Raw genomic sequence first — 23,654 nt, forward strand, 5'->3', positions numbered from 1 at the left:
CATGAATAAAATTTATATTTAGTAAAAAAGGATATATCATATTGAAGTTTTTTCACTCCAATCTGATACATCCCCTTGTCAACGGTCTGAGCCATTACTCCAAGAGTAATGGCTTTTAATATAAAAAATGTTACTTTTGCATTATTTCAAACTCTATTTGTTTAGATAAAGTTTTATTACTGGAGAATTTTTAATTCGCTAAATCTCCTTTTACGAAGTTCAAAAGATTAACGCTTTTAAGCCATTTATAGAACTTCAAAATTACATTTTTAGTTTAGTATTTATAAATTCATATAAAAAAGAGTATGTTTCGTGTTTTTCTACACGAAATGTACCTCTTTTATCTATTTATTAAATTTTAATGTTATAAGTTTTTATAATAATGCTGTTTTAGCTATTAGAATATCCTGTTCAGTTGTGCCACCACTAACACCAATAGCACCAATAAAACGCCCATTTCTTTCTATAGGAATTCCACCACCAAAGACGCAAATCTTACCATTTTCTATAGACTCTAATCCATAAAAAGGTTTGCCAGGAAGGACTAAATCATAAAGCTGTTCAGTTGGCATTTTTAATGCTATTGCTGTATATGCTTTATTGAAGGATGCAGAAATGCTTATTAATAAGGAGTCGTCCATTCTGTGAGCAGCAACTAAGTTACCACCTTCATCAACAATTGTAATGACAACAGGAATTTTTAACTCTTCAGCTTTTTTTTCAGCCTTTGTAATTATTTCTTTAGCTATTTTTAAATTAAGAGTATTAGATTGCAAAGAGGTAATTAAAGTTTCTGTTATTTTATTTACTATATTTTCATTAATCATTTTAATCACTCCAAGTCTATAATCACTTAGATAATTATATTATGTAATAGTGTAGATTACATGTAAATTTCAAACTATATTCAAAATTACATGAATCTAGTCATTATTGTATTAATAAGAAAGATTGGACTTATGATAATATAGATTAATATACATATATTGTAATTCGTTTAGAAGAGGAGTCTTGATATGAAAGAGAATGATATACAAATAAGCAAAAATCAACTAATGAGAATTATTCAAGAAACAGTTCCAGGAAAGCAGATTACAATGGCACATGTCATTGCCAGTCCAGATTCCATTATTTATAAAAAGCTGGGATTGGATCCTAAGATTGATTATAATAGATCTGCCATTGGAGTTTTAACAGTTACTCCAAGTGAAACAGCGATAATTGCAGCAGATATTGCAATAAAAGCAGCTTCCATAGATATTGGATTTATTGATAGATTTAGTGGAACTTTAATTATTACAGGTAGGATTTCTGATGTATCTGTAGCTTTTGAATCTGTTTTGAGTTATTCTAAAGATGTATTAGGCTTTGAAGTTTGCAATATAACAAAAGCGTAGGTGGAGTATGAGAAAAATTATGCTGGTGGGCAGGACAGGCTGTGGTAAAACCACATTAACTCAAGCTTTAAAAGGGAAAGAGATAACATATCATAAGACTCAATATGTAAATAACTTTGATGTTATAATTGATACTCCAGGGGAATATGCAGAAAATAAAACACTAGCAAGAGCTCTTATAGTATATTCTTATGAAGCAGATGTAGTTGGACTTTTAATGAGTTCACTTGAAGAATATTCTCTTTATAGCCCTAATATTGTGGCAGGAGCAACAAGGGAAGTTATAGGTATTGTAACTCAAATTGATCAAGAAGATTCAAGACCGGATTTAGCGGAGAATTGGCTTAAGTTAGCGGGCTGTAAGAGAATTTTTCATATTAGTTCATATACTGGGGAAGGAATAGCAGAACTTATTGATCATTTAAAAGAAAGTGGAGATATAATGCCCTGGGAAAATAATGAAGTCTAGAATTTACAATAAAAAAGTTTAAAATTTACAAGTTTAGGAGAGAAGATAATTATGAGAAAAATTTTAATATTGGCAGGAGATTTTACTGAAGACTATGAACTTATGGTGCCTTTTCAAGCACTAGAGATGGTAGGATTTAAAGTAGATGTAGTGTGCCCTGATAAAAATGAAGGGGATTATATTAAAACAGCAGTACATGATTTTGAAGGAGATCAAACTTACACAGAAAAACTAGGACATAACTTTCAGTTAAATGCTTCATTTAATTATATAAAGCTAGAGGAGTATGATGGTTTGTTTATAACAGGAGGACGTTCATCTGAATATCTTAGACTTAATACGAGGATTATTGATATTGTGAAATATTTTATGGATTTAAATAAACCTGTTGCAGCTATTTGTCATGGAATTCAGATACTAACAGCAGCAAATGTAGTAAGGGGAAAGAAGTTAACTGGGTATGTTACGGTTAAGCCAGAAGTTATTATGGCTGGAGGTACATTTATGGATATTAAACCTCATGAAAGTATAGTGGATGGAAATTTAGTAACATCACCAGCTTGGCCAGGAAATACAGCTATTTTGAAAGATTTCTTGGATTTGTTAAAAGTTAAAATACAATTATAAGAATGTTTTAAGAGATAAGCAAACTGTAGTCTAAAAATTTAAGATTACAGCTTGCTTTTTTATTTAGTTTCAATTTTACCATAATTAAGTTTGGATAGTATTACAGATTATGTATACGTTTAATATACAATAAGTTTACGTCAAATATTTTTAATTATATTGAGGAGGAAGTAGTTAATGATATCTAAAGGGTTTTCAAAACCAACTGAAAGAGTTGAGAGATTAAAAAAAGTTATTGTTGAAGCAGTTCCATATGTTGAATCAGAAAGAGCTGTACTCGTTACAGAATCTTATAAAGAAACAGAAGGATTATCTCCTATATTAAGACGTGCAAAAGCAGCAGAAAAGATATTTAATAATTTACCTATCACTATTCGTGATGATGAATTAGTAGTTGGTGCAATCACAAAAAATCCACGTTCTACAGAAATATGTCCAGAGTTTTCTTATGATTGGGTAGCTAAAGAATTTGAAACTATGGGAACAAGAATAGCAGATCCATTTCAAATTCCTAAAGAAACAGTGAGGGAACTTGACGAAGCATTTAAATATTGGGAAGGTAAGACAACAAGTGCGCTAGCTGATTCTTATATGTCACAAGATACTAAAGATTGTATGGCAAATGGAGTATTTACAGTAGGAAATTATTTCTATGGTGGAGTTGGACATGTCTGTGTTGACTATGGCAAAGTTTTAGAAAAAGGATTTAAAGGAATCATTGCTGAAGTTGTTGAAGCCATGAGTAAGATGGATAGAAAAGATCCTGATTATATAAAGAAGCAACAGTTCTATAATTCTGTAGTTATTGCATATAGTGCAGCTATTAATTTTGCTCATAGATATGCAGAAAAAGCCAGAGTTATGGCTAGTTCAGAAGTCAACCCTATAAGAAAGGCAGAGTTATTACAAATAGCAGCTAATTGTGATAGAGTACCAGAAAATGGTGCAACTAATTTCTATGAAGCTTGCCAATCATTTTGGTTTGTGCAAATCCTACTTCAAATTGAATCTAGCGGACACTCAATTTCTCCAGGACGTTTTGATCAATATATGTATAAATATTTAAAGGAAGATAAGAGCATTTCAAAAGAATTTGCTCAAGAATTAGTAGATTGTATTTGGATAAAACTTAATGATATTAATAAAACTCGTGATGAAGTTTCAGCACAAGCTTTTGCAGGCTATGCTGTATTCCAAAACTTATGTGTTGGAGGACAAAATGAAGAAGGTCTTGATGCAACAAATGAGTTATCTTATATGTGTATGGAAGCTACAGCCCATGTTAAATTACCAGCACCTTCATTCTCAATACGTGTATGGCAAGGAACTCCAGATGAATTCTTATTAAGAGCTTGTGAAGTTGCAAGACTTGGAACAGGTGTACCTGCTATGTATAACGATGAAGTTATTATACCAGCATTAGTTAATAGAGGAGTTACATTAAGAGATGCTCGTAATTACTGTATTATTGGATGCGTTGAACCACAATGTCCACATAAAACAGAAGGATGGCATGATGCAGCATTCTTTAATGTTGCTAAGGTATTAGAAATTACTTTGAACAATGGTAAGGTTGGAGATAAGCAGTTAGGACCTGTAACAGGTGATATGACATCATTTAAGAGTGTAGATGATTTTTTTGCAGCATTTAAAAGGCAAATGGAATATTTTGTTTATCATCTTGTTGAAGCAGATAATTGTGTTGATTATGCACATGCAGAAAGAGCACCACTTCCATTTTTGTCAGCTTTAGTTGATGATTGCATTGGAAGAGGAAAATCAGTTCAAGAAGGTGGGGCAATCTATAACTTTACAGGACCTCAAGCCTTTGGTGTTGCTGATACTGGAGACTCAGTATATGCAATACAAAAACATGTATTTGAAGATAAAAAAGTAAGTATGGAAGAGTTGAAACAAGCCTTAAATTCAAATTTTGGACATTCTATTATAGGTAGTAGTGTTCAAGCTAATGTTACATCAGGTATTGGTTCTGATATTACAGAAGCACAAATATATGAAGTTGTTAAGAAGATATTAAGCAGTGCAGGTTCTGTTGATTTATCTAATATTCAAAACAAGATAACTTCTGAATTACAAGGAACAGAAGTGGCAGCTACAAGCGATTTTGAAAGCTTAAGAAAACTTCTTGATAGTACTCCAGCCTTTGGAAATGATATTGATGAAGTTGATATGATAGCTAGAAAATGTGCACAAATTTACTGTTTTGAAGTTGAAAAGTATACCAACCCTCGTGGCGGTCAATTCCAAGCAGGTGTTTATCCAGTTTCAGCAAATGTTCTATTTGGTAAAGATGTTGGAGCATTACCAGATGGTAGATTAGCTAAAGAGCCTTTAGCAGATGGGGTATCTCCAAGAGCTGGAAAAGATACAAATGGGCCAACTGCAGCAGCAAATTCAGTAGCTAAGTTAGATCACTTCATTGCATCAAATGGTACACTTTACAATCAAAAATTCTTACCATCTGTAGTTGCAGGAGATACTGGACTAATGAATTTTGCTTCAGTTGTTAGAAGTTACTTTGATCATAAAGGCATGCATGTTCAATTTAATGTAGTAGATAGGGAAACACTACTTGCTGCACAAAGAGAACCAGAGAAATATAAAGATCTTGTTGTTCGTGTTGCTGGATATAGTGCACAATTTGTTGTACTCGCAAAAGAAGTGCAAGACAACATTATAAGTCGTACAGAACAAACATTGTAGGCGATTATAAATTGCTAATTAAAAAAGGGAGTTGTACATGATGGATACTATTAATTATTGTATGGAAGGTCTTGTTTTTGATATCCAAAGATTTTCTGTACATGATGGCCCAGGAATTCGTACAATAGTTTTTCTCAAAGGATGTCCTTTATCATGTAAATGGTGTAGTAATCCTGAATCACAAAGTTTAAAGCCTGTGATAATGTATCAAGAAATGAATTGTATTCATTGTGGAAGATGTATTAAAGCTTGTAAAAAAGGTGCAATCTCTATAAATAATAAAGATTTTATAGATAGAGATATTTGCACAGCTTGTGGTGAATGTGTAAATGTATGTCCAGCTAGTGCTCTTATCTTGAAGGGAAAAAAGATGACTGTTGAGCAAGTTGTAAAGGAATTAAAGAAAGATTCAATAAATTATAGACGTTCTGGTGGAGGCATTACTTTATCCGGTGGAGAGCCTTTAGTTCAGTCAGATTTTTCGAAGGAATTACTTAAAGCTTGCAAGGTACAAGGGTGGCATACAGCAATAGAAACTACAGGATATGGATCAGTTGAAAGTATTGAAAAAGTATTTCCATATATTGATTTAGCACTTATGGATATTAAGAATATGAATTCTAATATTCATAAAAAATATACAGGTGTTTCAAATGAAATAATACTAAAAAATGCAAAGAGAATTTCTCAAATAACAAAAATGGTTGTTAGAGTGCCCGTCATACCAGAATTTAATTCTAGTGAAGATATCATTTATGAGATATGTAAATTTGCAAAAGAATTAAATAGTGTGAATACAATTCATCTATTGCCATATCATACTTATGGTGAAAATAAATACAAGCTTCTTGGAAGAGATTATTCTATGAATGAGTTAGGAAACTTAGATGAGGAAGAAGTGGAGAAGTTAAAAAGAATAGTTGAAGGAGAAAGCATGAATTGCATAATAGGTGGTTAAGAATTTAATTTTAGAATGGAGGATTTTTAATGGATCAACAATTGATTGAAAAAGTAATGAAACAAGTTTCTGATGAACTTGGGTTATCTACACAAAATCAAAAAAGCGATTCTAAGAGTGAAAATATAGGAGTTACTGAATTTGTTGGAACTGCTATTGGAGACACTATTGGATTAGTTATAGCAAGTGTAGACCCATTGCTCACAGATGTAATGAAACTTGGAAAGTATCGTTCAATTGGAATTATTGGAGGAAGAACTGGTGCAGGTCCACAAATTATGGCTGTTGATGATGCTGTAAAAGCTACAAATACAGAAGTGATTTCAGTAGAGCTACCAAGGGATACTAAAGGTGGAGCTGGGCACGGAAGCTTAATATATATAGGAGCTGAAGATGTATCAGATGCTAGACGTGCAGTAGAAATAGCACTTCAAAACGTTGGAAAATATTTTGGAGATGTATATGGAAATGATGCAGGTCACTTAGAATTCCAATATACAGCTAGAGCAAGTTATTGTTTAGAAAAAACTTTTAATACACCACTAGGAAAAGCCTTTGGTATGGTTTGTGCAGGACCAGCTGCAATAGGAACAGTTCTAGCTGATGTAGCTGTAAAAGCAGCAAATGTTGATGTTGTAGGATACAGTTCACCAGGTAATGGTGGTACTAGCTATTCAAATGAGGTAATACTAACATTTAGTGGTGATTCAGGAGCTGTTAGACAAGCGGTAAAAGCATCAATTGAAGTAGGTAAAAAATTATTAGGTGCACTAGGAGATGAACCAAAATCAACTACTACACCTTATATCTAAGCAGATAAATAAATTAGAAATAAAATTTAAGTATATAAAACAAGGAGGCAAATTATATGAATTCAGAAGCATTAGGAATGGTTGAAACTAAAGGGTTAGTTGCTGCTATAGAAGCAGCAGATGCAATGGTAAAGGCAGCAAATGTTGATCTAATAGGTTATGAAAAAATAGGGTCAGGATTAGTTACAGTTATGGTACGTGGTGATGTTGGAGCAGTTAAAGCTGCAACAGATGCAGGAGCAGCTTCAGCTAAAGCTGTTGGAGAAGTTATTTCAATTCACGTTATTCCACGTCCTCATTCAGATACAGAAAAAATTCTACCTAAATTTGTTGAAAAATAAAAATGGTAAAAAGTATTTAGAAATCTTCATAAAATGAAGATTTCTAAATCTCTAAGCCCAAGTGCAAGGGATAGAGGAGGGATAATATTTGGAGTTGGATGAAAAAAGACTAAGGGAATTAGTTATAAAAGCTATCCAATCAATACAAGAAGAGAATGATGAAAAAATCTTTAGTCTTAAAAAGAAACTCTATGTTCTTTTAACAGAAGAGTGGAATAGTGACTATTGGAGGTTTTTTGAAGAAATAAATAGTCAAAATGAATATGAAGTTTATGCAGTCATATCAAGAAAGATTAATAATGATTTACATCTAAATAATTTAAAAAAGTTTCAGGTATGTAAAAAGATTATTCATGAAAAAGATGTGAATTTTCATGAACTAACAGAATATATAACTGTGTTTCCTAAAATTTCACGAAATGTTGTTGTAAAAACTGCATTATGCATTGATGATACCTTTGAAACAAAATGGATTTTTAAATCTATGGAAAAAGGACAGAGAATTATATTCTTAAAATCAGGTCTTGAAAAATTTAGTGGAAAAGAGCCTTTTGGTTATAGAAAAAAGATACTAGATTATTATAGAACTTTATTGGAATTTGATATTGAAATATCGGATTTTATTATAAAAAAAGAAAATAATGATTTATCAAAGAATTATATACCAAATAATAAAATGACCTTAAATCAAGTTAAGATAAAAGAACCTAAAAAAGTTATTACAGAAAAAGAAGTTGAACAATATGTTAGAGATAATAGGATAATTTTAAATAAAGGAGATATCATAACAGACATGGCTCGTGATAAAGCACAAAGTTTAAATATTTCCATCATGAAAAAATAAAATGCCATAAAGATAAAGTGAAGTGAGGTGATGGACATGAAAGAAGCATTAGGATTAGTAGAAACTAGGGGCCTATCAAATGCTATTTTAGTAGCAGACTACATGAGTAAAACAGCAAATGTCAAGATAATCGATGTAGAAAATACAAGAGGTTCTGGATATATAACTATAAAGATTTCTGGCGATGTAGGTGCTGTAAATGCTGCAGTTTCTTGTGGAAAACAAATAGCTATAGAAAATAACTCATTTATTTCTGCTAAAGTCATTCCAAGACCTTCGAATAATGTAGGAGTTACTTTTTGTAAGGTTAATAAAGAAAAAGAGAATATTTCTAAAGAAAATACTTCAAAAGAAAAGAGTAATAATGAAGTTAAGTCAGTAGAAATATCTGATAATACAGATAAACTAAAAGAAAGTGTTTCAAGCCCAGAGAAAAGCAAACCTAAAAAGAGCACTAGAAAAAAAGTAGAACCTAAAAAGGATGAGTAGTTACAAGTTTCTAGAGGAAGGGAATGTTTAAAATATGTATATGGCAAAGGTTGTTGGCAATGTTGTAGCAACAAGGAAAGATCCATCATTAGTTGGATACAAATTAATGGTTGTAAAAAGAATAAATTCTAAGTGTGAGTTTATAGGTGAGGAAGAAGTAGCCGCAGATTATGTTGGAGCAGGTATAGAGGATTATGTTTTAATATGTAAAGGGTCAGCTGTACGTGTTGAGGATCAAAAGCAAAAAGCTTCTATAGATATGGCTATTATAGGAATTATAGATAGTTTTGATGCTTAAGCCAAAGTATTTTAGATATTTTAATCTACAAAGTGTGAAAGGAGGATAATATGAGTTATGATTTCAAAAATGGCATTTTTTCCTATGTTAATGATGCCGTTTTATCTGCATTAGGTGCATATAAGGTTTATTGTAGACTTACATTAAATGAACGTAGTGAAATAATTAAAGAAATAAAGGAAAAGCTTTTATCAAGGGTTGAAGAAATAGCATACATGACAGTTGAAGAGACTGGAATGGGGAATGTAAAAGATAAGATAGAGAAGCTTACCTTAGCCATAAATAAAACTCCAGGAACAGAAGATTTAATTACAGAAGTAAAGACAGGAGACAATGGAATGACACTATATGAATTATCATCTTATGGTGTTATTTGTGCAATTCATCCATGTACAAACCCCTGTGCTACTTTAATTAGCAATACAATTGGAATGTTGGCTGCTGGAAACGCAGTAGTTCATTGTCCACATCCAAGGGCAATAAATGTATCAAGATATGTTACAGAAATAATTAATGCTGCCATAAGAGAAAAATGTGGACTGTATAATTTGATTGTAACTTTAAATGAAACTTCCATTACAGATAATAATGAGATTATGACACACCCTGATATATCAATGATTGTTACAACAGGTGGAATTAATGTTTTGAGACAAGCAATGCGTTCAGGTAAAAAAGTAATTGGGGCAGGCCCTGCAAATCCTACTACTATTGTTGATGAAACAGCAGATATAAAAAAGGCTGCAAGGGATATAGTTAGAGGTGCTTCTTTTGATAATAATGTTATGTGTATATCAGAAAAAAGTATAGTGGTAGTTTCCTCTATAGCAGATTCATTAGTAGAGGAGCTTATAAAAAATGAAGTTTACTATGTAAATAATAATGAAGAAATCCTTAAGCTTACAGCTGCTACATTAACAAGTGGGATGAATACAAATAGAGTTTTAGAAGGAAAAAGTGCAAATGAAATTTTAAAGGTAGCAGGTATAAATTGTGATAGAAATATTAAGCTTATTGTGGTAGAAACTACTAAACAACATCCTTTTGCAATAAGTGAAATGCTTATGCCACTTATACCCTTGGTAAGAGTAGAGGATTTTGAAGTGGCATTAGATACAGCTTTAGAAATAGAGCAAGGATTTAAACATACTGCAAGTATTCATTCACAATCAATTGAAAGACTAAACATTGCAGCAAAGGTAATGCAAACTTCTGTATTTGTTAAAAATGGTGCTTCTTTAGTAGGAATTGGAGTTAATGGTGAAGGTGATACAAGTTTTACTATTGCAACAGCAACAGGGGAAGGAACAACAACAGCTAGACATTTTACTAGAAGAAGACGTTGTTCGCTTACAAATGGTTTTTCAATCCGTTGACTTTCAAGAGCCTAAGATTAGGAGGAGGAATTGTTGAAGAGTATAAATATAAAGACAAAAATAAACTTTGGAGAGAATTCTTTAAAGCGATTAGGAGAAATAAAAAATAAGAGAGTGTGGATAATATGTGATAACTTTCTTGTTAAAAGTGGAAGTGTAAAAAATATTTTAAGTTTTATTGATGATAGTAATAATGTTTCTATCTTTGATGAAGTAGTTCCTGACCCACCATTAAATAATATTGTAAAAGGAGTTAAACTCATTGCAAAAATTAATCCTGATGTTGTTATTGCTTATGGTGGAGGCTCTGCCATTGATACTGCAAAGGGAATAATTTATTTCGCTAGAATAAAAAGCTCTTCTTATAAAGTTAATTTTATAGCTATTCCAACAACTAGTGGAACAGGTTCAGAAGTGACTTCAGCAACTGTTATTACAGACACAGAAGAAAAAATAAAACATGCTATCTTTGATGATAATCTTCTGCCAGATGAAGCGATTTTAGATGCTAGTTTAACTTTATCCGTACCTAAAAATATTACAGCTAATACAGGTATAGATGTTTTAACTCATGCAATTGAAGCCTATGTATCAAAAAATTCAAATGTGTATTCAGATGCTTTAGCGGAAAAGGCTGTTGAACTTGTTATTGAAGCTTTACTTAGCTGTTATAACAATGGAGCTGATTTAAGGGAAAGAGAAAAGATGCATGAAGCTTCTAATTTAGCAGGTATATCATTTAACATAGCTGGGCTTGGGGTAAACCACAGTCTTGCTCATCAGATAGGGGGAATGTTTCATATTCCCCATGGACTTGCAAATGGAATATTTTTAACTAATGTAATAGATTATAATAGTCAAGAGCCTGAAATCTTAAAAAAGTATGCAAAGTTAGTATATAAAAGTGGAATGGTGGAAAAGAAGGAAAGTGCTGAATTTGCAGTAAAGGTTTTAAAGAGTTATGTAATTTCATTGATGAAAGTTATGAATATGCCAATAAATTTAAGAGAATGTAAAGTAAATAAAGAGGAATTTGATAGAGTAAAATCAGTTATGGCTGAAAATGCTTTAAAAGACAATTGTACAGGTACAAACCCAAGAATTATTGATATAAATGCTTTAAAAAGATTACTTGATTTGACATATTAGTTTGCGTTCATTATGGTAAAATATACTATGTATACGCTACCATTTTGGAGGAGTGAATTAAATGAATAAAATTTATGATAAAAACCAAATCCATGACAATAGTGAAGCAAGTGAGGAGAACTTAATTACTAAATTTAATATTATTGACTTATTTGGTAAAGAAACATTAGAAGATATTCAAGAAAAGATCTCAAAGGCAACAGGACTTGCATTTGTAACTGTTGACTATAGAGGAGAACCAATTACTAAAATGACATCCTTCACAAAATTTTGTAATGAAATTAGGAATAAAGATGATGGATCATATGGTTGTAAATCATCTGATGCATTTGGTGGAATTCAAGCTGCAATTACAAAGAAGAATTGTGTTTACTTTTGTCCATGTGGCCTATTTGAAATAGCAATACCAATAATCGTTAGAGGGCATTATTTAGGAGCATTTATTGGTGGGCAAGTAAGGTGTATGGATGCTCCTTCAGATGTAACAAAGCTTGAAAATGTTATAGGAAATTCTAAAAAATATAAAGATGATAAACATATGCAGGAGCTATTTAACTCTATTCCAATATATAAATATGAAAAGTTTATTAGTGTAGCAGAATTAATAACACTTATATTAAACCAACTTGGAGAAAAACAGGCTTATAGGGTAATTCAAAATAATTCTTTAAAAAAGGAATTAGAAGAATTAAAAGATTATACAAAAGAATTAGAGATAGAAAATAATCTAAAGGATAATGAACTTACAAATTTAAAAGCAGAGCTTAATCCTTATTTTTTAGTTAATGTATTAAATTCTATTTCTAATTTAGCTATAATTGAAGATTCACCTAAATCTCATGAAATGATAGTGATGTTTTCTGAATTTATAAAGCAAAGTATCTGTAATGAAAAAAGATTCATTTCTTTGGCTGAAGAATTTGAAAATGTTGAAAAATATCTAAAGATTCAAAAGGTTAAGTATGGTGAATTATTACAGTATTCTATTAACCTATCAAAGAATATGTATGGACAAAAAATTCCTTCTAATATTCTTATGGCTTTTGTTGAAAATGCAGTTTTTTATGGAATTTCAACAAAGCTTAATGGTGGAAAAGTAGAAATAAAATCTTATTATGAAAAAGATGATGTTGTTATATGTATTTCTGATGATGGTTCAGGCTTTAGTGAAGAAAAAATAGCAGAAAAATTTAAACTTCTTAAAGGGAATTATGAAGGTGAATCTATTCAAATTAGCATGGCAAATGCTAGAAAAAAACTTATAACACTATTTGGAACAAAATATGATCCTGTTATTGAAACTGTTGATAATAAGGGAACTAAAATATTAATAAGATATCCAAAAAAAATTAAAGAAAGGAATGTCTAGGATGTATCATGTATTAATTGCAGATGATGAACCACTTATGAGACAAGCTTTAGAAGTTATGATATCAAAAGTAGATGGCTTTGAAGTTACCTATTCTGTGGGCAATGGAGAACTTGCAGCTGAAATATGTAAAAGAAATAAAGTTGATATAGTATTTATGGATATTATCATGCCAGGTGAATCAGGTATTGAGTGCAGTAAAAAAATATATGAGGAAAATCCTAAAACCACTATTTTTATAGTATCTTCATATAGCAGTTTTGAATTTGCAATAGAAGCTTTAAAAACAAAAGTAAAGGCTTATATTTCAAAACCAGTATCTTTTTTGCAAATAGAAACTTTACTTAAAAATTATCTAACTGAAAATACAAATATTTATAATGAAAGTAGATTCAATAAAAATGAAGAGTTATTTTCAATAATAAAGGAAAAAGATTTTAAAAAAGTGTATTATGACATTCCTAAAATAGTTAAGAAGATATATATAGAAAATAAAGATAATAGAGAATCTTTAAAGGAATATTTTATTGATTTAGGACAAAATCTCATTAACTCTATTTCTTTATTATATGGGGAAGAAAAAAAAGTTCAAGAGCTTTTTCCTGTAGATGAATTTCTTATTAAAGATGAAAAGTTTTTTGAGTTTTGGATATTTAAAGTGATAAATTACATTTTTAAAGAAAATAGTATAAAAAAATATGAGTTATTAGAAAATGTTTTTGATTATATTGAAAATCATATTGAACAAGAAATTGGGTTAAATGAAATAATTAATAATTGTTCAGTAAGTCAAGGTTATTTAAGTCGTATATTTAAAAGAGAATTTAATGTAAGTGTTATGGAATACTTACATATGAGAAAGATGTACATGGCTAAAAGCTATTTTTGTTTTACTGATTTAAAAATTACTGATGTAGCATTTAGGCTTGGATACAATGAGAGCAGCTATTTTAGTAAGGTTTTTAAGAAGTACGAAAATACTACAGTATATCAGTACAAAAAAGCTCTACAATAATTTAGATAAGTAGGAGATGTTGTAAATATGAAGGAATATTTTATTACATCAGAATCTGTTACAGAAGGCCATCCAGATAAGATTTGTGATCAAATTTCAGATTCAATTTTGGATGCTTATTTAGAGAAGGATAAGTATTCAAGAGTAGCAGTTGAATGTATGGTTTCTAAAAATACAATAATGATAGCTGGAGAAATAACATCAAGTGCTAAGGTTGATGTGGTAAGAATAGCTAGAGAAGTTGTTAAAAATATTGGATATGTTAATGACAATATAGGATTTAATTATAGAACCTGTCTAATATTAACTAATATTAATAATCAATCTTCTGATATAGCTTTAGGTGTTAATAAGGAAAATAAAGAAGTTATTGGAGCTGGAGATCAAGGAATAATGTATGGATATGCCTTTGACGAAACAGAAAACCTAATGCCCTTAACCTGGGATTTAGCTAATAAATTAACTATGAGACTTGCAAAGCTTAGAAAAGAAGAAGGAGCTTTTTGGCTTAGACCAGATGGAAAAGCTCAAGTTACTATGAAATATGATGAAAATGGTGACCCAATTAAGATATCAAGTATAGTTGTATCAACACAACATGTTGAAGATGTGGATTATGATTATATTAAAAATACCATTCAATATGATGTTATTTATAACGTCATAGATAGTAAATGGCTAAGTTATGATACTAAAATATACATCAATCCTACAGGAAGATTTGTTATAGGTGGACCGGCAGGGGATACAGGTCTTACAGGAAGAAAGATTATGGTTGATACCTATGGTGGAATAGGTAGACATGGTGGAGGAGCTTTTTCAGGGAAAGATCCAACAAAGGTAGATCGTTCAGCAGCTTATATGGCAAGATATGTTGCTAAAAATATTGTTGCTGCAAAGCTAGCTAGAAAGACTGAAGTTTCCTTAAGTTATGTAATTGGATGTGTGGAACCAGAAGCTGTTACTATAAATACTTTTGACACAGAAACAATAAAAAAAGAATATATAAGTGAAATTGTTAAAGAAACCTTCTCATTTACTGTTGCAGATATTCTAGAGCAGCTTGATTTAAGAAAGCCACAGTTTTTAAAAACGGCAGCTTATGGACATTTTGGAAGAGAAAATGAAAATTTCAAGTGGGAAGAACTTGATAAGGTTCAAACTTTAAAGGAAAAAGCATTAAAGTACTTATGTAGTGAGTTTATTTAAACTTTTAAAATGCAAATTGGAGGTGAGTTTGTAGAAATGCAGAATGAGGAAATAGTAAAATTAGTTACAAAAATAGTTATAGAAAAAATGAAGGATTTAGATAATTATAAAATTCCTATTGGAGTATCAAATAGACATGTTCATGTAAGTAGAGAACATTTAGAAAAATTATTTGGTAAAGGATATGAATTAACTAAGAAAGCAGATTTAAAGCAGCCAGGACAATTTGCAGCTAATGAAACTGTAACAATAAGAGGACCTAAAGGGGAATTTAAAAATGTTCGTATTTTGGGACCTGTTAGAGATAAGAGTCAAGTAGAGATTTCACTAACAGATAATTTTAGATTAGGTGTGAAAGCTCCAATAAAAGAATCAGGAGATCTTGAGAATACTCCAGGTCTTGAAATTGAAGGACCATGTGGAAGCGTGAAAATTTCAAAAGGAACAATCGTTGCTTTAAGACATATTCATATGACACCAAAATGGGCTGAAAAAATGGGAGTTAAGGATAAAGAAATAGTAGAAGTTGAAACTGTAGGAGAGAGACGTGGAGTCTTAGGAAATGTTTTAATTCGTGTTTCTGATAAATCTGATATTGAAATGCATATTGATCTTGATGAAGCAAATGCTTGCTGTTTGAAAAATAATGACTTTGTTATTTTATGCAAGAAATAGGAATTAAAACAGAAAAACTTTACTTGTACTAGGTGAAATTATTAAAGGGGTGAATTTTAATTATGGAAATAGATGAAAGCTTAATTGAGAAATTAGTTAGACAGGCTATACAAGAGGTTAAAAATGAAAAAAATATAGATTTTAGTGAAAGAGCTATATCAAAAACTTATGGGATTTTTGATACTATGGATGCAGCAGTTGAAGCTTCCCATATTGCTCAGCAAAAATTATTAAAATCTTCTATGAAAGATAGGCAAAAGTATGTTGATATTATAAAAGCTGTTGTTTTAAAGAAAGAAAATTTAGAATTAATATCAAGAATGTCTATAGAAGAAACTGCAATTGGAAAGTATGAACACAAATTGATTAAAAATAGAGTAGCAGCTGAAAAAACTCCAGGCACTGAAGATTTAGTTACAGAAGCTATAACTGGAGATAATGGGGTTACTTTAATTGAATATTGTCCATTTGGAGTAATAGGTTCTATAACGCCAACTACAAATCCAACAGAAACTGTTATTTGTAATTCAATTTCAATGATTGCTGGAGGAAATACTGTAGTATTTAGTCCACATCCAAGGGCAAAAAATGTTACTACAAAATTAATTACAATGATAAATAAAGCATTAGAAGAGGTTGGAGCACCAGATAATCTTATTACAACAGTTAAAGAACCTTCCATAGGAAATACAAATATTATGATGGAGCATCCAAAGATTAGAATGCTTGTAGCAACAGGTGGACCAGCTATAGTTAAAAAAGTAATGTCTACAGGTAAGAAGGCAATTGGAGCAGGAGCAGGAAATCCTCCAGTTGTTGTTGATGAAACAGCTGATATTGAAAAGGCTGCAATAGATATTGTAAATGGATGCAGCTTTGATAATAATGTTCCATGTATTGCAGAAAAGGAAGTTTTTGCAGTTGATGAAATTTGTGATTATTTAATTCATAATATGAAGCTTAATGGTGCTTATGAAATAAAGGATAGAGCACTTATTGAGAAACTTTTAGGAATAGTTACAAATGAAAAAGGTGGTCCTAAGGTTTCATTTGTAGGTAAAAGTGCACCATATATTCTAAATGAATTAGGAATTAAGGTTGATGATAGTGTAAAGGTAATTATTATGGATGTTGATAGAAATCATCACTTTGTAACTGAAGAAATGATGATGCCTATCTTGCCAATAGTAAGAGTAAGTAATGTTGATGAAGCTATAGAATGTGCTTATGTTGCAGAGCATGGCAATAGACATACAGCTATGATGCATTCAAAAAATGTTGATAAGCTTACTAAAATGGCTAGACTTCTTGAAACTACTATCTTTGTTAAAAATGCTCCATCTTATGCTGGAATAGGCGTTGGAGGGGAAGGTCATACAACCTTTACCATAGCTGGACCTACAGGAGAAGGGTTAACATCAGCTCGATCATTTTGTAGAAAACGTAAATGTGTTATGGTGGATTCATTTCATATTAGATAACTTATAAGATAAAGTTTTTTGGTGTAGTTTTTAATTCAATTAAGGATAAGAAAAATACTGGCTTTGGTCAGTATTTTTTTGTAAAATTAAAAGAAATTCTATTTTTTATGGTGCGCTGAACCATTTCACCAATAAAGCATTTCTCAAAACATAATATTAAAAAAAAGTGGAACACTAAGGATTAGATTACTAAAGGAAGGGATGAATTTTGTGGTTTCTAATTCTAACATTTCTGTTTATAGTGAAATAGGAAATCTAAAGAGTGTACTTCTTCATTGCCCTGGAGAAGAGGTTGAAAATATAGTTCCAGATTATTTAAGAAGATTATTATTTGATGAAATTGTTTTTTTAAAACAGGCAAAAAGAGAGCATAATCAATTTGCAGATATTTTACGCAATGAAGGGGTAGAAGTTCTATATCTTACTGATCTTATGGCAGATATTTTAGAGACTCCTAAGGTTAGAGATGAATTTCTAAAAGAATTTATGGAAGAAGGAAAAGTAGTTACAGAAGGGTTTCAGGAAGCTCTTATGGAGCTGTTTACCAACTGTTCAGCACAGGAACTAATAAGAAAATGCATAGCTGGTGTAAGAAAAGAAGAGCTTAGTGATATTAAACCCAAGTCTCTAGGAGATATGGTTAAAAATCCATATCCTTTTTATCTAGATCCTATTCCTAATATGTATTTTCAAAGGGATCCTTTTGCATGCATTGGGTCAGGTATTTCTTTAAATGTTATGGCCAATGTGACACGAAATAGGGAAACCATATTTGCAAAATATATATTTGATTATCATCCTAGGTTCAAGGATACGCCAAGGTGGTATAACAGAAACAAAACACATTCAATTGAGGGGGGAGATATTTTAGTTCTTTCTGATAAGGTTTTAGCTATTGGAATAAGTGATAGAACAGAATCAATAGCAATTGAAAGATTAGCACATAAGCTGTTAAGTTCAGAAGAACCTTTTGAAACAGTTTTAGCTTTTGATATACCTAAAACAAGGGCCTATATGCATTTAGATACCGTATTTACTATGGTGGATTATGATCAGTTTACTATATATTCAGGTATTGAGGAACCTTTAGATGTTTATAGCATTCATAAAGGTAAAAATGATGAAATCAAAATAAAGTATGAGCATGAGGAGTTATCTAGTATATTGAAAAGACATCTAGATCTGCCAGCAGTAAATCTAATAAAGTGTGGTAATGGTGATATCATTGCAGCAGGCAGAGAACAATGGAGTGACGGAAGTAATACACTTGCTGTAGCACCTGGCAAAGTGATTTGCTATAATCGTAATCATGTAACTAACGAAACTTTAAGAAAAAATAATATAGAGGTGTTAGAGTTTGAATCCTATGAATTATCTAGAGGTCGTGGAGGTCCAAGATGCATGAGTATGCCTTTAATTAGAGAGAAGATTTAGCAAAGAAAACAATAAGAAGACTAGGTATTAGTATTTTATATACCTTCATTTGGAGAAGAATGTGAAGTTTTAGCACCACAATAAATGAGAAAAGAAGTAAAAAAACAAAATAGAAAAAATTCTTTTAAATTATTCTTAATAGGACATATAGGTGTCATATTAATCTAAGTATAATAACCTTATCAAATATATGGAGGTTATAAATATGAAGTATGAAATTGTTAATTTAGAAGAAAAAATAGTGGTAGGAGTTAGTGCTATTACAAGTAATGATGACCCTAATATGGGAAAAGCTATTGGAGACCTTTGGCAAAAATTATATCAAGGTGGCATTAGTGAAACAGTAAAAAATAAGGTAAATGAATATGCCATAGGACTTTATTCAGATTATGAAGATAATAAATATTTAGTTACAGCAGGAAATGAGGTATATAATGCTGAAAATGAAGGACTTGCAATAAAGAAAATTCCTGCAGGAAAATATGCTAAGTTTTCTATTGAAGGACATATGGAAAAAGCAGTTGCAGAAGCTTGGAATAAAATTTGGCAAATGGATTTAGATAGAAGCTATAGAGCAGATTTTGAAGAATATTTAAATTCAGACTTTAATAATGCTAAGGTTGATATTTATATTTCATTGAAGTAATTATTAAGAATTACAATGTATTAGAAGGGAGTTATAATTATATGCATGATGTGATAGCAAAGTGTATACTATCTAGTAATAATGGAATGAATATTTATAGAGGATGCACCCATGGATGCATATATTGTGACGCCAGAAGTCTTTGTTATGGAATGGATCATATTTTTGAAGACATAGAGGTTAAGACTAATGTGCTACAGCTATTAGAGGATACACTTAGGAAAAAAAGAAAAAAGTGTATGATTGGTACAGGTGCAATGAGTGATCCATACATTCATCTAGAAGAAAAGCTTCAAAACACAAGAAGATGTTTAGAAATAATTAATAAGTATGGATTTGGATTAGCAATACAAACTAAATCAAATAGAATATTAAGGGATTTGGACTTGCTAAAAAGTATAAATAATAAAGCAAAGTGTGTTGTGCAGATGACATTAACAACTTATGATGAGGAATTATCCAAGATTATTGAGCCAAATGTTTCTACAACAAAAGAACGATTTGAAGTTTTGAAGATAATGAGAGATAACAAAATTCCTACAGTAGTTTGGATAACTCCTATTTTACCTTATATAAATGATACAGAGGAAAATATAAGAGGAATTTTAGATTATTGTATAGAAGCTAAAGTTAAAGGAATTATAGTATTTGGTATTGGGTTAACATTAAGAAATGGAAATAGGCAATATTATTATAAGAATTTAGACAAACATTTTAAAGGTTTAAAAGAAAAATATATAAGACAATATGGCAATAGTTATGAAGTAATAAGTAAGAATCATGAAAAATTTATGAAAATTATTAAAGAAACCTGTGACAAGAATAATATTATTTGTGATATAAGAGAAGTTTTTAATTATATGAGAACTTTTGAAGAGAAAAATAATGAAGTTCAAATAGGTTTTGATATATAGAAAAGAAGAAGGACTTACTCTAATAAAGTGAGTCCTTTATACATTTTTAAGAAAAGCAAAGAAGTATTACTTGGAAGTTTGCAATGTATTATCTTAAAAATTCTATAACTTCTTTAAAAACAGTTTCTTTTTCACATTCAACAGTAATATTATGACCACATTTACTTAAGGTAACTTTTTGAACTGAATTAGATTCTACTGTTTTTTCAATAATATCAATACCTTTTTTATCAATTGCATTATCTTTTTCAGAATGAATTATTAAAATATGACTATCAATCTTATTCAATTTAGATTTTGTAACCTTTTGAAGCTTAAGTAATTCATGGACGCAAGCTAAAGGAATTTTGTTGTAACCTAGCAAATATTTAGCTTCTTGTTCAGGTCGTTCCATTGGTGCCCACTGAGTATACTTAATGAAGTGTTTTAAAACAGGAACTAATAAGGAATTTTTATCTTTATTCATCATAGCTGGCGATAATAATACAAGTTTATCAACATCATAGTTTTCTGCTAAATTTAAAGTTAAAACTCCACCCATAGAGTGGCCTATTACATATATTTTGCTACAACAAGTTTTTAGTCTTTTATAGGCAGCTTCTACAGAACTAATCCAATCTGTATATTTTGATTTTTCAAAGTCTTCAACAGTTGTTCCATGATGGGCAAGCTTTACACCATATACTGTGTAGCCTTCATCTCTAAGTCTTTCACCTAGTTCCCTAAGTTCAGCAGGAGTACCAGTAAAGCCATGTATAACAATGCAACCTATTTCATTGCCTTTAAAAAAATATTCGTCTTTAAGATTTATGTTTTCCATCTTAATCATCTCCAATTTAATTTTTATTAAGGAATAGAGTTATAGTCTATTTTTTTTATTTTACTAACTGATAGTATAATACAGGCTATGATAATCCACAAAATAGATAGTGGGAAAAATGCTTTATAACCTATACTATCAAGTAGTAAACCCATAAGGTTTCCAGAAATAAATTGTGAGAAAGATACAAAAAAATTGAAAATTCCCATAAACTCTCCTAATCTTTGTGGTGGAACTACTTCAGCTAGTATAGAATAAGCAGTAACTTGTATTGCTATAAATCCTATTCCCATAAAACTCATCATTATATATAGTTGAGAAACTTGTACAACAAAGAAGCCAAATATGAGAGCTACAAGAAATATTATAGTACCAAAAAGCATAACCTTTTTTCTTTCAATTTTATCAGATAATACACCAATAGGGTAGGCGAATATAGCACCAGTTATAGTGAGTAAAAGTAGGGAAAAGCTAGCTGTGTTTTCACTTAAGTTCAGGCTATTAACGCAGTATTTCACAAAGAAAGGAGTAATACCACCATATCCCATGTAGATAAAAAACATGGCAAAGAATAACTTCATAGCAGAAGGAAATTTATAAAAGTCAAAGGCTAGCTTTAACTGTGTCTTTTCTTTAGAACTGTTTTTTTCTTTAACTAATAAAATAGTAACAACAACAGTTAATATACCTAAAAAAGCACTTACTAAGAAGGACAGACAATGATTTTTATTTAAAATACTTGAACTTTCCCAAAGCTTAGGACCTATTACAAATATAAAGGCACCTCCTAGAACACTTACAACTTTAGAAAAGCCGTTTGCTAATCCAAGTTGATTTTCGTCTACTGTTTCAGGAATTAGTGAATAATATGGACCTTGATAGAAATTTAAACTAAAATAAAACAAGAAAGCGATTACAAAAAGTATCCAATAGCTTCCTGCAAAAGGCATTGCACACATTGATATGGTAGTTGCAATAGAACCAATAATCATAAAGGGTTTTCTTCGACCCATTTTAAAGTTTGATCTGTCGCTTAATAATCCAGAAAGATATTGTACAAAGATGCCTGTGAAGGAACCCATAGTAATGAGAAGAGCAGCTTTAGAATTACTTACGTTATAGGTGGCAACTAGCATAGGAATAAGAGTCATGTTCATAGCCCAAAGCAAACCAACTCCTAAGTTTGGGAGTCCAATGATATAAGGTGAAAACTTTTTATTCATTTTACATTCCTCCAGAAGTATTATTTTCAATATATTTTAAAGACATAGTTTTGATTAAATAATATATATTATGTTATATATTATTTCGATGAGGGGAAATAAATGTTTATTATTTTTTAGGGCTATTTCTATGTATGAAAGTATTGTATCAAAAGTAGCGTTTTTACAAAATATGGTATAATAAAAAGACAATTAATTTTTAAATAAAAAAACAAAATAGTAATTTGGTGGTGAGAATGATATGAATATAAGTTTTGAAAAAATGATAGAAAAAGATATTCCTAATCTTGTTCAAATAATGAAAAGAGCTTTTGATTATGATACAAAACTTCATTTAGGAGAAGAAACTGGTGGGCCTGAAGGATATGATGATGGTACATTTTTAAAGAAATGGGGATTGGATAAAAAAGCAACTTCATATTGTATATATTTAGATAATATTCTTATTGGGGGAACAATTCTTTGGATTAACGATAATAATGAAAATTTTTTAGGCAATTTATTTATTGATCCAAATTATGAGAATAAGGGCATTGGAACAAAAATTTGGAGTGAAATTGAAAGTATGTACCCTAATACAAAGGCATGGAATACTGAGACACCTATATTTTCTCATAGGAATCATAATTTTTATATTAACAAATGTGGTTTTCATGTAATAAAAATAGAAAATCCTAAGGACTTAAAAGAAGGTAGCTTTATTTTGAAAAAAGTAATTGTATAAATTCCAATGTATCTAAAAGTTAATCTGAATTTTATTAAAAATAGTAGCTTTCAAATTGTGAATGGCTACTATTTTTATTACTAGTAATTTTTAGTGGATGTAAAAATACCCGTTTATAGATCTTTAATTAAAATAGAAATTTTTATAACAAAGTTTTCATATCCAGATACAGATAATTCATCTAAAATGGTATCTTCAAAAAAATAATCATCTAAAATTAATTCATTTTTATTAGCATATTCAATAAGTTTTAAATAAGTTTTTTCTATTGAGTCACAGCCGGTTGTATGGAAAGCATTTAAATAATGACCTTCTTTTTTAGTATAGAGATTATCCATTGTCAATGGTGCTGAAATTTTTGTATAAAAAAAGTTGTATAAATTGTAATTACCTTCTTTTGCATTTTTTAGACTAAGCATTTGTCCAACAGAAAAAGGGGAGATAATATTATTTTCAGTACAACGCTTCATGTGATTTGCAAAAGATAAAGGCATATTTTCATAATTCAAATTTGGAAGTGCATCTGAAATAAAAAGTAATTCTTTTTCCTCTTTTGAGATAAAAAAGTTTTCTGAATCTATATTACTATAGTTGAGAATTTTTAGATACAAATTTTTACAGTATATATTTATAATATACTTTAAGCAATTTTCATGGTTT

At 30.3% G+C, this 23,654-nt stretch carries 24 protein-coding genes and 1 pseudogene; 21 read left to right on the plus strand and 4 right to left on the minus strand.

Going from position 1 to position 23,654, the window contains the following annotated elements:
• Positions 1 to 374: 374 nt before the first annotated feature.
• Positions 375 to 827, minus strand: coding sequence for a heme-binding protein (locus tag NNC19_RS21430; protein WP_310940736.1), 453 nt, complete (start codon positions 825 to 827; stop codon positions 375 to 377).
• A 189-nt stretch (positions 828 to 1,016) separates the two neighbouring features.
• Here NNC19_RS21430 and NNC19_RS21435 point away from each other — a divergent pair, with 189 nt between their 5' ends.
• From NNC19_RS21435 to NNC19_RS21530, 20 genes are all read left to right on the plus strand, one after another.
• Positions 1,017 to 1,397 (plus strand): BMC domain-containing protein, encoded by a 381-nt coding sequence (locus NNC19_RS21435; RefSeq protein WP_310940737.1) that lies wholly within the window; start codon positions 1,017 to 1,019, stop codon positions 1,395 to 1,397.
• Positions 1,398 to 1,404: 7 nt separating this feature from the next.
• Positions 1,405 to 1,866 carry a EutP/PduV family microcompartment system protein gene (locus NNC19_RS21440; protein WP_310940738.1) on the plus strand — a complete coding sequence of 154 codons (462 nt, stop codon included), beginning with the start codon at positions 1,405 to 1,407 and terminating at the stop codon, positions 1,864 to 1,866.
• A gap of 51 nt (positions 1,867 to 1,917) precedes the next feature.
• The gene (locus tag NNC19_RS21445; RefSeq protein WP_310940739.1) at positions 1,918 to 2,493 is read left to right on the plus strand and encodes a DJ-1/PfpI family protein; all 576 of its coding nucleotides are present in this window, start codon (positions 1,918 to 1,920) and stop codon (positions 2,491 to 2,493) included.
• Between the two features lie 177 nt (positions 2,494 to 2,670).
• On the plus strand, positions 2,671 to 5,217 hold the full coding sequence (locus NNC19_RS21450) for a glycyl radical protein (protein ID WP_310940740.1): 2,547 nt from the start codon (positions 2,671 to 2,673) through the stop codon (positions 5,215 to 5,217).
• Between the two features lie 37 nt (positions 5,218 to 5,254).
• Positions 5,255 to 6,175, plus strand: a complete 921-nt coding sequence (locus NNC19_RS21455; protein ID WP_396136471.1) for a glycyl-radical enzyme activating protein — start codon at positions 5,255 to 5,257, stop codon at positions 6,173 to 6,175.
• A 29-nt stretch (positions 6,176 to 6,204) separates the two neighbouring features.
• A complete protein-coding gene (gene pduB / locus NNC19_RS21460) occupies positions 6,205 to 6,987 on the plus strand; it encodes a propanediol utilization microcompartment protein PduB (protein WP_310940742.1) in 783 nt (260 codons plus the stop codon).
• 56 nt (positions 6,988 to 7,043) lie between these two features.
• Positions 7,044 to 7,328 (plus strand): BMC domain-containing protein, encoded by a 285-nt coding sequence (locus tag NNC19_RS21465; RefSeq protein ID WP_310940743.1) that lies wholly within the window; start codon positions 7,044 to 7,046, stop codon positions 7,326 to 7,328.
• A gap of 88 nt (positions 7,329 to 7,416) precedes the next feature.
• Positions 7,417 to 8,172 (plus strand): hypothetical protein, encoded by a 756-nt coding sequence (locus NNC19_RS21470; RefSeq protein ID WP_310940744.1) that lies wholly within the window; start codon positions 7,417 to 7,419, stop codon positions 8,170 to 8,172.
• Positions 8,173 to 8,208: 36 nt separating this feature from the next.
• Positions 8,209 to 8,661, plus strand: coding sequence for a BMC domain-containing protein (locus tag NNC19_RS21475; protein WP_310940745.1), 453 nt, complete (start codon positions 8,209 to 8,211; stop codon positions 8,659 to 8,661).
• Between the two features lie 40 nt (positions 8,662 to 8,701).
• Positions 8,702 to 8,959, plus strand: coding sequence for a EutN/CcmL family microcompartment protein (locus tag NNC19_RS21480; protein WP_396136472.1), 258 nt, complete (start codon positions 8,702 to 8,704; stop codon positions 8,957 to 8,959).
• Between the two features lie 50 nt (positions 8,960 to 9,009).
• Complete coding sequence (locus NNC19_RS21485; protein ID WP_310940747.1) at positions 9,010 to 10,335, plus strand: aldehyde dehydrogenase EutE; 1,326 nt, start codon at positions 9,010 to 9,012, stop codon at positions 10,333 to 10,335.
• A gap of 33 nt (positions 10,336 to 10,368) precedes the next feature.
• Positions 10,369 to 11,484, plus strand: a complete 1,116-nt coding sequence (locus tag NNC19_RS21490) for a 1-propanol dehydrogenase PduQ (RefSeq protein WP_310940748.1) — start codon at positions 10,369 to 10,371, stop codon at positions 11,482 to 11,484.
• A 61-nt stretch (positions 11,485 to 11,545) separates the two neighbouring features.
• On the plus strand, positions 11,546 to 12,853 hold the full coding sequence (locus tag NNC19_RS21495; protein WP_310940749.1) for a PocR ligand-binding domain-containing protein: 1,308 nt from the start codon (positions 11,546 to 11,548) through the stop codon (positions 12,851 to 12,853).
• Between the two features lies 1 nt (position 12,854).
• Positions 12,855 to 13,868, plus strand: a complete 1,014-nt coding sequence (locus NNC19_RS21500; RefSeq protein WP_310940750.1) for a response regulator — start codon at positions 12,855 to 12,857, stop codon at positions 13,866 to 13,868.
• A gap of 27 nt (positions 13,869 to 13,895) precedes the next feature.
• Positions 13,896 to 15,077, plus strand: a complete 1,182-nt coding sequence (gene metK / locus NNC19_RS21505) for a methionine adenosyltransferase (RefSeq protein ID WP_310940751.1) — start codon at positions 13,896 to 13,898, stop codon at positions 15,075 to 15,077.
• Positions 15,078 to 15,113: 36 nt separating this feature from the next.
• The gene (locus NNC19_RS21510; protein ID WP_310940752.1) at positions 15,114 to 15,752 is read left to right on the plus strand and encodes a phosphate propanoyltransferase; all 639 of its coding nucleotides are present in this window, start codon (positions 15,114 to 15,116) and stop codon (positions 15,750 to 15,752) included.
• 62 nt (positions 15,753 to 15,814) lie between these two features.
• The gene (locus NNC19_RS21515; protein WP_310940753.1) at positions 15,815 to 17,233 is read left to right on the plus strand and encodes an aldehyde dehydrogenase EutE; all 1,419 of its coding nucleotides are present in this window, start codon (positions 15,815 to 15,817) and stop codon (positions 17,231 to 17,233) included.
• A gap of 201 nt (positions 17,234 to 17,434) precedes the next feature.
• On the plus strand, positions 17,435 to 18,667 hold the full coding sequence (gene arcA, locus NNC19_RS21520; RefSeq protein ID WP_310940754.1) for an arginine deiminase: 1,233 nt from the start codon (positions 17,435 to 17,437) through the stop codon (positions 18,665 to 18,667).
• 205 nt (positions 18,668 to 18,872) lie between these two features.
• Positions 18,873 to 19,313, plus strand: coding sequence for a GyrI-like domain-containing protein (locus tag NNC19_RS21525; RefSeq protein ID WP_310940755.1), 441 nt, complete (start codon positions 18,873 to 18,875; stop codon positions 19,311 to 19,313).
• A 41-nt stretch (positions 19,314 to 19,354) separates the two neighbouring features.
• On the plus strand, positions 19,355 to 20,227 hold the full coding sequence (locus NNC19_RS21530; protein ID WP_310940756.1) for a radical SAM protein: 873 nt from the start codon (positions 19,355 to 19,357) through the stop codon (positions 20,225 to 20,227).
• 88 nt (positions 20,228 to 20,315) lie between these two features.
• Here the strand turns inward: NNC19_RS21530 and NNC19_RS21535 are convergent, their stop codons facing one another.
• Together NNC19_RS21535 and NNC19_RS21540 are read right to left on the minus strand one after the other, a co-directional pair.
• A complete protein-coding gene (locus tag NNC19_RS21535) occupies positions 20,316 to 21,047 on the minus strand; it encodes an alpha/beta fold hydrolase (protein ID WP_310940757.1) in 732 nt (243 codons plus the stop codon).
• Positions 21,048 to 21,073: 26 nt separating this feature from the next.
• Positions 21,074 to 22,270, minus strand: coding sequence for an MFS transporter (locus NNC19_RS21540; protein WP_310940758.1), 1,197 nt, complete (start codon positions 22,268 to 22,270; stop codon positions 21,074 to 21,076).
• A 241-nt stretch (positions 22,271 to 22,511) separates the two neighbouring features.
• Between NNC19_RS21540 and NNC19_RS21545 the strand changes: the two genes are divergently transcribed.
• Positions 22,512 to 22,994: a GNAT family N-acetyltransferase gene (locus NNC19_RS21545; RefSeq protein ID WP_310940759.1), complete on the plus strand. Its 483-nt coding sequence runs from the start codon at positions 22,512 to 22,514 to the stop codon at positions 22,992 to 22,994.
• Between the two features lie 113 nt (positions 22,995 to 23,107).
• On the opposite strand, the pseudogene NNC19_RS21550 reads toward NNC19_RS21545, so the two are convergent.
• Positions 23,108 to 23,654, minus strand: a pseudogene (locus NNC19_RS21550) (hypothetical protein); the annotation flags it as partial.

The sequence above is a fragment of the Clostridium sp. SHJSY1 genome, from assembly GCF_031626875.1.
In the GTDB taxonomy this organism is placed as follows: Bacteria; Bacillota; Clostridia; order Clostridiales; family Clostridiaceae; genus Clostridium.

What these genes read in the sequence shown, in the direction of transcription:
- NNC19_RS21430 (WP_310940736.1), bottom strand. Translation starts at nt 827, where the DNA reads ATGATTAATGAAAATATAGTAAATAAAATAACAGAAACTTTAATTACC.
- NNC19_RS21435 (WP_310940737.1), top strand. Translation starts at nt 1,017, where the DNA reads ATGAAAGAGAATGATATACAAATAAGCAAAAATCAACTAATGAGAATT.
- NNC19_RS21440 (WP_310940738.1), top strand. Translation starts at nt 1,405, where the DNA reads ATGAGAAAAATTATGCTGGTGGGCAGGACAGGCTGTGGTAAAACCACA.
- NNC19_RS21445 (WP_310940739.1), top strand. Translation starts at nt 1,918, where the DNA reads ATGAGAAAAATTTTAATATTGGCAGGAGATTTTACTGAAGACTATGAA.
- NNC19_RS21450 (WP_310940740.1), top strand. Translation starts at nt 2,671, where the DNA reads ATGATATCTAAAGGGTTTTCAAAACCAACTGAAAGAGTTGAGAGATTA.
- NNC19_RS21455 (WP_396136471.1), top strand. Translation starts at nt 5,255, where the DNA reads ATGATGGATACTATTAATTATTGTATGGAAGGTCTTGTTTTTGATATC.
- pduB (WP_310940742.1), top strand. Translation starts at nt 6,205, where the DNA reads ATGGATCAACAATTGATTGAAAAAGTAATGAAACAAGTTTCTGATGAA.
- NNC19_RS21465 (WP_310940743.1), top strand. Translation starts at nt 7,044, where the DNA reads ATGAATTCAGAAGCATTAGGAATGGTTGAAACTAAAGGGTTAGTTGCT.
- NNC19_RS21475 (WP_310940745.1), top strand. Translation starts at nt 8,209, where the DNA reads ATGAAAGAAGCATTAGGATTAGTAGAAACTAGGGGCCTATCAAATGCT.
- NNC19_RS21480 (WP_396136472.1), top strand. Translation starts at nt 8,702, where the DNA reads ATGGCAAAGGTTGTTGGCAATGTTGTAGCAACAAGGAAAGATCCATCA.
- NNC19_RS21485 (WP_310940747.1), top strand. Translation starts at nt 9,010, where the DNA reads ATGAGTTATGATTTCAAAAATGGCATTTTTTCCTATGTTAATGATGCC.
- NNC19_RS21495 (WP_310940749.1), top strand. Translation starts at nt 11,546, where the DNA reads ATGAATAAAATTTATGATAAAAACCAAATCCATGACAATAGTGAAGCA.
- NNC19_RS21500 (WP_310940750.1), top strand. Translation starts at nt 12,855, where the DNA reads ATGTATCATGTATTAATTGCAGATGATGAACCACTTATGAGACAAGCT.
- metK (WP_310940751.1), top strand. Translation starts at nt 13,896, where the DNA reads ATGAAGGAATATTTTATTACATCAGAATCTGTTACAGAAGGCCATCCA.
- NNC19_RS21510 (WP_310940752.1), top strand. Translation starts at nt 15,114, where the DNA reads ATGCAGAATGAGGAAATAGTAAAATTAGTTACAAAAATAGTTATAGAA.
- NNC19_RS21515 (WP_310940753.1), top strand. Translation starts at nt 15,815, where the DNA reads ATGGAAATAGATGAAAGCTTAATTGAGAAATTAGTTAGACAGGCTATA.
- arcA (WP_310940754.1), top strand. Translation starts at nt 17,435, where the DNA reads ATGAATTTTGTGGTTTCTAATTCTAACATTTCTGTTTATAGTGAAATA.
- NNC19_RS21525 (WP_310940755.1), top strand. Translation starts at nt 18,873, where the DNA reads ATGAAGTATGAAATTGTTAATTTAGAAGAAAAAATAGTGGTAGGAGTT.
- NNC19_RS21530 (WP_310940756.1), top strand. Translation starts at nt 19,355, where the DNA reads ATGCATGATGTGATAGCAAAGTGTATACTATCTAGTAATAATGGAATG.
- NNC19_RS21535 (WP_310940757.1), bottom strand. Translation starts at nt 21,047, where the DNA reads ATGGAAAACATAAATCTTAAAGACGAATATTTTTTTAAAGGCAATGAA.
- NNC19_RS21540 (WP_310940758.1), bottom strand. Translation starts at nt 22,270, where the DNA reads ATGAATAAAAAGTTTTCACCTTATATCATTGGACTCCCAAACTTAGGA.
- NNC19_RS21545 (WP_310940759.1), top strand. Translation starts at nt 22,512, where the DNA reads ATGAATATAAGTTTTGAAAAAATGATAGAAAAAGATATTCCTAATCTT.